Source organism: Polaromonas sp. P1_G2 (assembly GCF_056405515.1).
In genome coordinates, this window is sequence record NZ_JBFUBY010000152.1 from 1 (window position 1) to 11,057 (window position 11,057).

Annotated in this window: 10 protein-coding genes; 4 read left to right on the forward strand and 6 right to left on the reverse strand. The window is 67.8% G+C overall.

Going from position 1 to position 11,057, the window contains the following annotated elements; all coding sequences use genetic code 11:
- Positions 1–234: 234 nt before the first annotated feature.
- The 4 genes from AC1D0P_RS15820 to AC1D0P_RS15835 form a co-directional block, all read right to left on the reverse strand.
- Positions 235–1,068, reverse strand: a complete 834-nt coding sequence (locus AC1D0P_RS15820) for an amidohydrolase family protein (RefSeq protein ID WP_477677624.1) — start codon at positions 1,066–1,068, stop codon at positions 235–237.
- 6 nt (positions 1,069–1,074) lie between these two features.
- Positions 1,075–2,103: a tripartite tricarboxylate transporter substrate binding protein gene (locus tag AC1D0P_RS15825; protein ID WP_477677616.1), complete on the reverse strand. Its 1,029-nt coding sequence runs from the start codon at positions 2,101–2,103 to the stop codon at positions 1,075–1,077.
- A 25-nt stretch (positions 2,104–2,128) separates the two neighbouring features.
- Entirely contained in the window at positions 2,129–2,878 is a 750-nt protein-coding gene (locus tag AC1D0P_RS15830; protein WP_477677617.1) for a GntR family transcriptional regulator, read from the reverse strand.
- Between the two features lie 141 nt (positions 2,879–3,019).
- Positions 3,020–3,982 carry a Bug family tripartite tricarboxylate transporter substrate binding protein gene (locus AC1D0P_RS15835; RefSeq protein WP_477677618.1) on the reverse strand — a complete coding sequence of 321 codons (963 nt, stop codon included), beginning with the start codon at positions 3,980–3,982 and terminating at the stop codon, positions 3,020–3,022.
- A 219-nt stretch (positions 3,983–4,201) separates the two neighbouring features.
- On the opposite strand from AC1D0P_RS15835, the gene AC1D0P_RS15840 reads away from it, so the two are divergent.
- Positions 4,202–4,930 (forward strand): hypothetical protein, encoded by a 729-nt coding sequence (locus tag AC1D0P_RS15840; protein ID WP_477677619.1) that lies wholly within the window; start codon positions 4,202–4,204, stop codon positions 4,928–4,930.
- 18 nt (positions 4,931–4,948) lie between these two features.
- Here the strand turns inward: AC1D0P_RS15840 and AC1D0P_RS15845 are convergent, their stop codons facing one another.
- On the reverse strand, positions 4,949–5,782 hold the full coding sequence (locus AC1D0P_RS15845) for an aldo/keto reductase (RefSeq protein ID WP_477677620.1): 834 nt from the start codon (positions 5,780–5,782) through the stop codon (positions 4,949–4,951).
- 155 nt (positions 5,783–5,937) lie between these two features.
- On the opposite strand from AC1D0P_RS15845, the gene AC1D0P_RS15850 reads away from it, so the two are divergent.
- On the forward strand, positions 5,938–6,249 hold the full coding sequence (locus AC1D0P_RS15850; RefSeq protein ID WP_074575890.1) for a cupin domain-containing protein: 312 nt from the start codon (positions 5,938–5,940) through the stop codon (positions 6,247–6,249).
- A 19-nt stretch (positions 6,250–6,268) separates the two neighbouring features.
- On the opposite strand, the gene AC1D0P_RS15855 is transcribed toward AC1D0P_RS15850, so the two are convergent.
- Complete coding sequence (locus tag AC1D0P_RS15855; RefSeq protein WP_477677621.1) at positions 6,269–7,351, reverse strand: DUF6352 family protein; 1,083 nt, start codon at positions 7,349–7,351, stop codon at positions 6,269–6,271.
- A 213-nt stretch (positions 7,352–7,564) separates the two neighbouring features.
- Between AC1D0P_RS15855 and AC1D0P_RS15860 the strand changes: the two genes are divergently transcribed.
- Both AC1D0P_RS15860 and AC1D0P_RS15865 read left to right on the forward strand, forming a co-directional pair.
- Positions 7,565–9,946, forward strand: coding sequence for a DUF6600 domain-containing protein (locus tag AC1D0P_RS15860; protein ID WP_477677622.1), 2,382 nt, complete (start codon positions 7,565–7,567; stop codon positions 9,944–9,946).
- Between the two features lie 339 nt (positions 9,947–10,285).
- Positions 10,286–11,057: ABC transporter ATP-binding protein (locus AC1D0P_RS15865; protein ID WP_477677623.1), on the forward strand; the 772-nt coding region annotated here is incomplete at its 3' end.

Sequence of the window (11,057 nt, forward strand, 5' to 3'; positions counted from 1 at the left end):
GGCTTGATGCGGGCGCTTGCCTGGGTTCTTTTTGCTGCGGGTGTGCGAACCGCGCTCCAGGCTGATCTTCTGGCCGCGGCCGGTCGTGATGGTGTAGCCCTTGGGAGGGACTGGCTTGGGGGCGCAGATGTCGGCTTCGACTCTGATTTTCTTGGGCATGGAAGACTCCGGGTTAAAAATGGCGTAGCCCGTGATTTTAAGCCACTCCGGGGCCCTAGCCCCGGTAGCGCCTGATCAGGCGTACAGGGAAGCCGGCGCCTGCTCCCTGGCGCACTGCTTTTGGGCTTCCGTCAACACGCGCGACACGGGCTCCCAGGTGCTGGCATAGGCAGGCAGCGCGTCGGGCGCAAAAGCGGTGTGCGGCCAGTCGGAGCCCCAGACGAGGCGCCTGCCGAACAGCCCCGCGACCTTGCGGATGACCTCGTCCAGCGCCTCGTACGGCGCCTGCGCGCCCAGGCGGWACCAGCCCGAAAGCTTGACCCAGGCGCCCTGGGCGGCGAGCTGCTCCAGCGCCAGCCAGGCCGGGTGATCCGCGGCCACGCCCGCGTGCATCCCCGCCAGATGGTCCAGCACCGCCGGTATCGGGCTGGCCGCATGCAGGGCCGCGATCACGGGCAGGTCCTGGGGCGCGGCATACCACTGCACATGCCAGCCCAGCGCGCGCAGGCGCGGCGCCAGGGCYTGGAAGCTATCCCGGGCGCCGTCACCCTCCCCGGCTTTCAGGCTGTCCCCGACGGGAGACACGAGGTTAAAGCGCACACCGCGCACGCCGAGCGCATGCATGGCTTGCAGCGCCGCATCGCCGATGGAAGGCGGCAGCACGACCACACCGCGGTGCCGCCCGCCGCCGGCGCGCAACGCGTCCACCAGCACGTTGTTGTCGGTGCCATAGACACTGGGCTGCACCAGCACCAGGTGGCCGAAGCCATGGCTTTGGGCCAGTTGCTCGATGTCGGCCAGCGGCCGGTGCGCGGGCTGGTAATGGCCAGTCGCGACAGCCGCGGCGGCGTCAAAGACGTGGACGTGGCTGTCCCAGCCGGACGCCACCGGGTCGGGCGTGAAGCTCAGCACCGCTTAACCCGTGGTGATCTTGCGGTCTTTGATGATGCGGCCCCATTTGAGCTGCTGGGCCTTGAGGAAAGCCTGGGTCAGCGCTTCGGGGCCCTCAGGGAAAGCTTCGCCGCTCAGGCTGCGGATGCGGCCCAGCACTTCGGGGTCGGCCATGGTCTTGCGGATGGCGGCGACCAGCGCGGCCTTGGATTTGGCGTCTATGCCGGCGGGCGCCAGCACCGGGTTCCACTCGAGCACCTCATAAGCCGGCACGCCGGCTTCTTCCATGGTCGGCATGTCGGGCAGCGAGCGCGTGCGGCGCCGGCTGGTCACCGCCAGCGGGCGCAGCCGGCCCGACTGGATCTGCCCCAACGAGGAGGCCACGTTGGCGAAGAACAGCGGCACCTGGCCGGCCATCACGTCGTTCATGGCCGGACCGCCGCCGCGGTAAGGCACATGCACCAGCTTCACGCCTGCCAGGTCCTCAAACAGCGCACCGGCCAGGTGCTGGGCCGAACCGTTGCCGGAGGAGGCATACGCGATCTGCCCCGGTTTGGCCTTGGCCAGGCGTATCAGGTCCTTGACATTTTTGGCTTCAAAACCGGGCGTGCACACCAACACGTTGGGGAACTGCGCCAACACGGCCAGAGGCGTGAAAGCCGTGTCGGTGTCGTAGGGCAGCTTGGGATACAGCGCGGGATTGACGGCGAAGGACGAGGCATCGACCAGCAGTTGCGTGCCGTCGGGCACGGCGCGCGCCACCTGCGTCGCGGCGATCTGGCCGCCGGCGCCGGGTTTGTTGTCGACCAACACGGTCTGGCCCAGGAACTCCGCCATGCGCGGTGCGATCAACCGCGCCATCAGGTCGGCGCCGCCGCCCGCAGCATAGGACACAACCAGCGTGATCGGCTTGCCGCCGGCTATCTGGCCCGCGGCATGGGCGGCAAAGGTCCAGGGTGCGGCGACGGCCGCGCCCGTGGCCTGCAGCATGAGGCGGCGTGAGCGGTTCAGCGGCTGCGCTGCAGTTGAAGGCTTGTTGCTTGGGTGTGGCATGGTTTTCTCCGGTTCCAGGGGGTGTTCAGGTGATGGTGACGGTGTAGTGAAAGGCATGGGCATCGCCCCGCGTGTAACGCACTTCCACGCAATGGCCGGCCAGGTCGTAGGCGCAGCGCGTGACCAGCGCACAGGGGTGGCCGGCCGACAAGGCCAGGTGGCCGGCCTGCACCGCCGTGAGCGCGCTGAAGCCAATTTCATCGACCGCGCGGGCCACGTGCACTCCACAGCGCTCGGCAAACATCGGGTAGAGCAGGTCGCCCCAGCTGCCGGTATCGCTCTCGGCGAGCTCGGCAAACAGGGCCGGCGGCAGCCAGATTTCCTCATAAACACAGGGCTGGCCCGAGAGCGAGCGTACGCGTTGCAGCCGCAGCGCCATATCGCCGCGTGCCAGGCCCAGGCGCCGCGCCACCTCGGCGGGCGCCACCAGCAGCCGGCGCGAAACGATGTGCGAGGCCGGCACTTCGCCCGTGCCCTCGCCGAAGCGGAAGAAACGCATCATGGTGCCGCCCGTCATGCCGGCACGCACAAAGGTGCCGCGGCCGTGGATGCGTTCGATCAATCCCTGGTCGGCCAGCAGTTCCAGCGCGCGGCGCAGCGTGCCCAAGGCCACGCCGTGCTCGGCGGCCAGGGTCTGCTCGGCCGGCAAGGCGCTGCCCGGCGGCCATTCGCCCGCCACTACGCGTGCGCGCAAGGCGGCGGCCAGGGCAGCGTAACGGCTTTGGCCCGGTTCGGCGGGCACCACGGTCAGCGAAGGGCTTGCTGGAATGGCCATGATTGATCTAGTCCTATAGATGACTAGATCATGTCATGCATCCCGACTTTTGTTTCCTAGGGTTTACACGGAGCGCTGCGGCCCATAAAAAAAGGCGGCGCCCATCTGGGCGCCGCCTTTTGCGGGAAAGCGTGAACCGGCTTATTCGATGGTCGCGCCGGAAGCCTGCACGATGCCCTTCCACTTCACATAGTCGGTCTTGAGCAGGCTGGAGAACTGTTCGGGCGTCATGTTCTGCACTTCGGCGCCCTGGGCGTGGATGGCGGCCTTCATCTCGGCCGTGGCCAGCAGCTTGTTGACCTCGGCATTGACGGTGGCGACGATGTCTTTGGAAGTGCCGGCCGGCATGAACAGGCCGTACCAGGTGCTGACGTCAAAGTCCTTGTAGCCCAGTTCGGCCACGGTGGGTACCTCGGGCAGCGAGGTGCTGCGGCGGGCCGAGGTGACGGCCAGCGGGCGCAGCTTGCCCGACTTGATCTGGGCGATGGCCGAGGGCAGCGAGGACACCATGAGATCCACGTTGCCGGCCAGCACATCCATCATGGCCGGGTTGGAGCCCTTGTAGGGCACGTGGCGCAGCTTGATGTTGGCGGCGCTGTTGAAGATCTCGCCGGCCAGGTGGATGGTCGTGCCGTTGCCGGGCGAACCGTAGGTGATGCTGTCGGGCGCGGCCTTGGCGGCGGCCACCACGTCGGCCAGGGTCTTGAAGCGCGACTGCACGCCCGTGACGATGACCACCGGCGTGTAGGCCACGTGGGCCACGGCCACCAGGTCTTTGGTCGGGTCGTAGCTCAGGTTTTTATACAGCCAGGGCGCGACGACCAGGTTGTCCTTCTGGCCCATGACCATGTCGTAGCCGGTGGGCGCGGCGCGCACGGCTTCGGCGATGCCGATGGTGCCGCCGGCGCCGCCGCGGTTGTCGGGGATCACCGTCCACTTGCTGACCTCGGTCAGCTTGTTGGCCACCAGGCGCGACAGGATGTCGGTGCCGCCGCCGGGCGGGAAGGGAACGATCAGGCGTATCGGTTTGGCCGGATAGGTCTGGGCCTGCGCGGCGCAAAGCACGAACGCGAGGGCGATGAAGGACAGAATCTTGCGAAGCATGGGGAAAGTCTCCTGATGGGGTCTGCCAAGCATAAGGCGAATGAAAAAACACCCCGCATGCAGCCGGTTTTTGAGCCTCGATTTTATCGCCGCCCTGTCTATACAACATGGCGGCGCCGCGCGGCCCTAGCGTGATCCGCGGGGGCGGGCGTCTCGATCGGCGATGGCCCCAGCCCGGCCCCCCTATGATCGGCCTTCCACAAAACAGGGAGGCCTTGCATGTCATCAACTTCTTCCGCCGCGCCATCCATGGTGCGCACCGGCGCCAAAGCCGGTGTGGCATTTGCCGGTTCCGTCGCCATGGGTTTTTTGCTGGCTTTCCTGCTGGGCGGCGGCGTGTTTTTCTTTTACCTGAGCCGGTTGTCCGGCCCCGGCATGCCCGCCGCGGCGCACGCGGGCGGCGCCGGCGCCATCCTCGCCCTGCTGTTCTCACCGCCCCTGCTGGTCGGTTTTCTGCTGCTGGCCTTTGTGCCGATCTACCTGATGCTGGGTGTGGCGCGCGGCCGCAGCCGGGCCGTGCAGCAGGTCGTCATGAACCATGGGGAAGCCATGTCGCAGCGCCTGACGGATGCGATTGCCGGACGCATCGAAGCCATGCCGCGGACCAAAAGCGCGCTGGAGCGCGTGGCCGACGTGCTGTCGGCCGATGCCATAGTCCAGCAGCTGGCGCCCGTGCTGGGCCAGGGCCGCGCCGTGCGCGGCATGGTCAATTTTGTGCTGAACCGCCTGCCGCTGGCCGACCTGATGGCGCAATGGCAGCAGGGCCGCGCCGCGGAAACTGCCGCCGCACCCGCGCCCGGTGCACCTGATCCGGCCTTGCGCGCACTGCTCACGCAGCGTATCGGCGAGACGCTGCAAGACGCCGCCACGCCTTCCCGCAAGCCGCTCTACATCGCCATGGCCGTCCAGGCCGCCTTGCTGGCGGCGGGGATGTGGCTGACGCGTTGACGCGGGCGGTCGATACGCCTAGATCATCTCCAGCGGAGCGGCCCTGGAAGGCGGCTGGAACAGCGTGTCCAGCTCGGCCAGTTGTTCAGGGCTGAGTTGAATGCCGGCGGCCGCGACGTTCTCGCGCAGGCGGTCGGGATGGCTGGTTTTGGGAATCGCGATCACGCCCTCCTGCGCCAGCAGCCAGGCCAGCGCGGCCTGGGCCGGCAGCATGCCGTGGCGTTGGGAGAAGCGGGCCAGGCCCGCATGGCGCAGCAGGCGCGCCTGCTCTATCGGCGAATAGGCCATGACGGGCACGCGCCGCTCGCGCAGCCAGGGCAGCAGGTCCCACTCGATGCCGCGCCGCGTGAGGTTGTACAGCAGCTGGTTGGTTTGCACGTCCTGCCCGCCGGGCAAGTCCCACAGCTCCCGCATGTCGGCCAGGTCCAGGTTGCTGACGCCGTAATGCCGTATCTTGCCGGCCTTCTGCAGCGCCACGAAAGCCTGCAGGGTTTCGGCCAGCGGCACCGAGCCGCGCCAGTGCAGCAGGTAAAGGTCTATGCGGTCGGTGCGCAGCCGTCGCAGGCTGCGCTCGCAGGCCGCCACCATGCCGGCCTTCGAGGCATTGTGCGGATACACCTTGCTCACGATAAAAGCCTCGTCGCGCCGGCCCTGCAGCGCCTCGCCGACCAGCTCCTCGGACAGGCCCTCGCCATACATTTCCGCGGTGTCGACCAGCGTGCAGCCCAGGTCCAGGCCCAGCCGCAAGGTCGCGAGTTCGTCGGCGCGGCGAGGTCGCGCATCGCCGATGTTCCAGGTGCCCATGCCCAGGGCGGGAACGGCTTCGCCGTCGGGCAGCAATACGGTTTTCATGCAAATCATCTTAGCGCCGCGGAGCTCGGGGCGGGGCATTCCAGTGATGCGCTTATGGAATCAATGCAGGCCGAAGAATTCATGGTTCATGCGGCCCCGCGACGTAGCATGGCGTGGCTTTCATTGCGCCACGCGCTCACCCGATGGAGAACGATATGAAGATCATCCGAAGCAAGGATTTCACCGCGACACGCGCCTGGGGCGCGATGACGGTGGCGAATATGCAGGGCATCACGACCCGGCTGCACTGGACCGACAAACCCTACAAGTGGCACATCAACGAGGGCGAAGAAGTGTTTGCCGTGCTCGACGGCCGCGTCGAGATGCGCTACCGCGACAACTGCGGCCAATGCTCGGTGATGCTGGAAACCGGCGACATCTTTTTCGCGAGCGCGGGCACCGAGCACGTCGCCTCGCCGGTGGGCGAAGCCCGCGTGCTGGTGGTGGAAGTGGAGGGCAGCGACTGAAGCACTCGGGCTTCTGCTTCTACGAAGCCGCGGGCGGCAGCGGCAGGTTGACCAGCAGGTTTTGCGGCTTGAGCCTGAGCACGCCGCCGGCGTCCATCATCAGCCCCAGGTACACCGGCTTGCCCGCCACGTCGGCGCGCATCTCGCGCGGGTCGGCAAAGTCCAGCCGGAACAGGCTGACCAGCCGCTGCAGGCGCGCCGGTTCCACCTCGCGGCCTTCATACAAATCATTGAGCAGGGCCGTCGCTCCTGCGTCCAGCCCCAGGTGCCAGCGCCAGGCCTCGTCGTCGACCTTTTGCACGGGGCGGATGGTAACGGCGATGCCGAGGAAATGCGCTACCCATTTTTGCAGCACGCCGGCCAGCGCCTTGAGGCCCGAACGCGCGCGCACCAGCGTCAGCACCAGGCCGTGGCCCAGTTCATTGTTTACCTCGTGCGTGAGGTCCAGCAAAAAACGGTGGCAGCCGGTCCCTTCGGTTTCTTGCCAGTACGCTGCCGCATTGCCGTCATTGAGCACCTGCAACTCGACGGCGGGCACAGGCGCCCCGGCCTCGGCCAGGAAGCGGCCGAAGTCGCCCACGCCGCCGGTTTCATGGAACATGTCGATGACCGCCAGGTCGCCGCTGAGCACCCTGCCCCCTTCAGTGCTGATGCGCTGGGGGCGAAAAAGCATCTCGGCCGCGCGCACTTCGTAGGCATCGGTGGAATCGGCCAGCAAGTTGCGCAGGATCGCCTGCACGATCAAATCMATGAAGAGCGGCGGTATGTCGATGCGGCCCGTGCCGTCGCGCGGAAACAGGCCCAGGTAATAGGCCTCCAGCGTGCCTGCGGCCAGCAGGCCGTCGCGAAAGCGCAAAAACAAGGCGTAGTTGTCACGCGCGTCCGCGTCCTGCAGCGCCTGCAATTCGCCGGGCGCCACCGGCCTGGAGGGCGAAGCCGCCAGCGCGGCATGCAGGGCGCGCTCGGCCTCGCAGGACTCGGGCACCAGCGCCAGCTCGGGCCGCGCCAGGAACAGCCGCAGGTAATCGTCGGTGGGCTGAAGCCAGCCGCGCGCCGTGGGCTGGAGTTGTTCGAAGCCGCTGGAAGGCCAGAAGTTTTGCATGGGCGACATCGTCTCACATCGACCCAGGGTGTTTGACGACGCCGGCATTACATCCTGTTTCATCGCGCCCTTGAATGGCGCAATCTTTACCGCTTGTTAGCAGTCCATCCATCGTTCGGCGCGTTGTCATGGGTATGGTGGTCTACACAGGGCCACAAGCCTCCACACGGCCCCATCAACGATGGCCCGCAACGACAGGAAGAGAGCGGCAACATGACCAGCACCGACACCCATCATTCATCCCACGACACCGCCCATGATGCCTTGCGGGCTTTCCGGCTTTCCGACCTTTACTGGTACTTCGTGCTGCTGGCCGTGGCCTTTGTGCTGGCACTGCTGCAGCCCGTCGTCTGGGCGCAGCAGCCCGCGCCGCAGGGTGAGGCGCCGGACCCGCCGAGCAGCGTGGCCCGGCTCAACCTGGCCGAAGGCGCCGTGAGTTTTGCGCCGGGCGATGCGGCCGATGCCTGGACACCCGCCACGCTGAACCGGCCGCTGACCGCCGGCGACAGGCTGTGGACAGGCCCGCAGGCGCGCGCCGAACTCTATGCCGGCTCCACCGCCGTGCGCATGAACAAGCAGACCAGCCTGGACCTGCTCGCGCTGGACGACAACACCACCCAGCTGCGCCTGGCCCAGGGCACGCTCAGGCTGCGCGTGYGCCAGCTGTTCGAGGGCCAACGCCTGGAAGTCGACACGCCCAACCTGGCTTTTGTGGTGTCGCAGCCCGGCGACTACCGCCTTGATGTGGACCCGGCCGGCAACACCACGCGCGTGATTGCGCAGTCGGGCGGCGGCGTGATTTACGGTGATGGCTCGGCCTCGGTGAACCTGGCCGGCGGACAGCAGGCCAATTTCGGCGGAACGCAGCTGGTGCCGGCGGGGCCCGGCGCCGCGCGGCAGGACGACTTCGACCTGTGGGCCGCCAACCGTGACCGGCTGGAGAACCAGTCAGTCTCGGCGCGTTATGTCCCGCGCGAAACCGTCGGTTACCAGCAGCTCGACAGCTACGGCAACTGGAGCCAGGACCCGGCCTACGGTGCCGTCTGGATACCGCGCGCCGTGCCGGCCAACTGGGCACCCTACCGCATGGGCCACTGGGCCTGGGTCTCGCCCTGGGGTTGGACCTGGGTCGACGACGCGCCCTGGGGTTTTGCGCCCTTCCACTACGGCCGCTGGGCACAGATAGGCCCGCGCTGGGCCTGGGTGCCGGGACGGCTGGCGCCGCGCCCGGTCTACGCGCCCGCACTGGTCGCCTTTGTCGGCGGCAGCAGCGGCGGCGTGAGCTGGAATATCTCCGTCGGCGGCGCGGCGCGCCCCGGCGTGGGCTGGTTCCCGCTAGCGCCCGGCGAGGCCTTCCGCCCGGCCTACCGCGTGAGCCCGCGCTATGTCACCCGGGTGAACAACAACATCGTGGTCAACAACACCGTCAACGTCACCAATGTTTACCGCTACCAGCGCCAGCCCGCCGCCGTCACGGCCGTCAGCCGCGAGGACTTCGAGCGCGGCCGGCCGGTGCACGGCAACCCCCACCGCCTGAGCAGCGCCGACCTGGGCCGCGCGCAACTCGTGGCCGACCGCGGCGCCCTGCCGCAGCGCCCGAATCCGTCGGAGCTTCGCGAGCGGCAACGCCCCGTGGCCGCCGCCGCTTTGCCGCCGCCCGCCGTGGCCGCGCGGCCGGTGGTCAGCAGCCGCGACGACAGGCGTGGCGACCACAGGGACGGCCGCGATGGCCGGCGCGATGACAACAACCGCGACGACCGCCGCGCCGGACCTGTTGCCGGCAGGGACCACGATGCCCGGCCACAAGCCGCTGCCCCCGCCTCCCCCACCGCGCCTGTCGGCGCAGTGCCGGCTGCACGGCCCGCGCCTGCACCAGACCGCAGCGCCCTCGAAGCCAGCCAGCGCGCGCAACGCGAACAGCAGCGCCAGCAAAAGGAGCGGCAGGAACAGCTGCAAGCACCGCAACTGGAACAGCAACGCCGCCAGGGCGAAGAGGCCATAGGCCAGCGCGCCCTGCGCGAACAGGCCCAGCGCGACGCGCGGGCCCGCCAGGAGGCGCAGGAACGCGCCCAGACCGCCAATGCCAACGCCGATGCCCGCGCCAACGCCGACCGCCACGCCGCCGAACAGGCCCGTCGCAGCCAGCAGCAAGCCCAGCGCGAACAGCAGCGCCAGCAGCAGGAACAACGGGAAAAGCTGCAAGGCCCCCAGCTGGAACAGCAGCGCCGTTCCGGTGAAGAACCCATAGGCCAGCGCGCCCTGCGCGAGCAGGCCCAGCGCGACCAGGAAAACGCCCGCCAGCAGCAAGCCGCGCAAAGGCAGCAACAGCAACAACAGCACCAACAACAGTTGCAACAACAGCAGCAGCATTTGCAACAACAGCAACAACGTGCGCAGCAGGAGCAGCAACAGCGTGCGCAGCAAGAACAGCAGCGTCAGGCCCAGGAGCAGCAACAGCAACAACGCCGTCAACAGCAACAGCAGCAACAGTCACAACGCGACGCCACCCCCGACAAGCCGGTCCGCCAGGCCGACGCCGCCAACCCGCGCGGCCAGCGCGGCGAAGGCGGCCCAGGCCGCAACCGCGAGCAATAAGCACCCGCATCCCGCCCGCGCAGCGAGGGCGGCTCCCTCGCAAGCAATGGGCGCGGAGGGCGCTCGCAAAAGCCCGTCTGGCTAGGCGCGCCGCCGCACCCCGCCCGCGAAGCGAGGGCGGTCCGCTGCCAGCAAGAAGCGCGGAGGCCGCTCGCACAACGCCCTCAGGGCTAGGCGCGCAGCCGCAGACAGTGCACCAGGGGTCTGCCCGGTATCGCCTCCAGGGGCTGGTGGCTAGGATGACCAACTGTGTTTCACGGGCCTATGCCCGCGGCTGCATACCTGCCGCGTCGGCCTTCGCGCCCCCGTGATTTCAACCCCCACCCGCCGGAGACTAATTTGTCAGTGGAGTTCATTCTCGAAACACGAGGGCTGACCAAGGAATTCAAGGGATTCGTGGCCGTCAACAACGTGGACCTCAAGGTCCAGCGCGGGCATATCCACGCACTGATCGGGCCCAACGGCGCGGGCAAGACCACCTTCTTCAACCTGCTCACCAAGTTCCTGACGCCGACGCGGGGCAGCATCGTCTACAACGGCAACGACATCACCTTCGAGCAGCCCGCGCAGACGGCGCGTCGCGGCATCGTGCGCTCCTTCCAGATCTCGGCCGTGTTCCCGCACATGACGGTACTGGAAAACGTGCGCGCGGCGCTGCAGCGCAACCTGGGCACCTCCTTCCACTTCTGGAAGCCCGAAGACAGCCTGTTTCACCTGCACGGCCGCGCCCGCGAACTGCTGGCCGAGGTTGACCTCAGCGCCTTCGCCGACGAGCTGACCGTGAACCTTCCTTACGGCCGCAAGCGCGCGCTGGAACTCGCCACCACGCTGGCGCTGGAACCCGAGCTGATGCTGCTGGACGAGCCCACCCAGGGCATGGGCCACGAGGACGTGGACCGAGTGACGCAACTGATCAAAAAAGTCTCGGCCGGCCGCACCATCCTGATGGTCGAGCACAACATGAACGTGGTGTCCTCGATCGCCGACCGCATCACCGTGCTGCAGCGCGGCGCCATCATCGCCGACGGCCCGTATGCCGAAGTGGCGAAGAACCCGCTGGTGATCGAAGCCTATATGGGCACCGCCAACACCGAGTTGCAAGGGGCACACT

Coding starts and splice junctions, on each gene's coding strand:
- AC1D0P_RS15825 (WP_477677616.1), bottom strand. CDS start 2,103: ATGCCACACCCAAGCAACAAGCCTTCAACTGCAGCGCAGCCGCTGAAC.
- AC1D0P_RS15830 (WP_477677617.1), bottom strand. CDS start 2,878: ATGGCCATTCCAGCAAGCCCTTCGCTGACCGTGGTGCCCGCCGAACCG.
- AC1D0P_RS15835 (WP_477677618.1), bottom strand. CDS start 3,982: ATGCTTCGCAAGATTCTGTCCTTCATCGCCCTCGCGTTCGTGCTTTGC.
- AC1D0P_RS15840 (WP_477677619.1), top strand. CDS start 4,202: ATGTCATCAACTTCTTCCGCCGCGCCATCCATGGTGCGCACCGGCGCC.
- AC1D0P_RS15845 (WP_477677620.1), bottom strand. CDS start 5,782: ATGAAAACCGTATTGCTGCCCGACGGCGAAGCCGTTCCCGCCCTGGGC.
- AC1D0P_RS15850 (WP_074575890.1), top strand. CDS start 5,938: ATGAAGATCATCCGAAGCAAGGATTTCACCGCGACACGCGCCTGGGGC.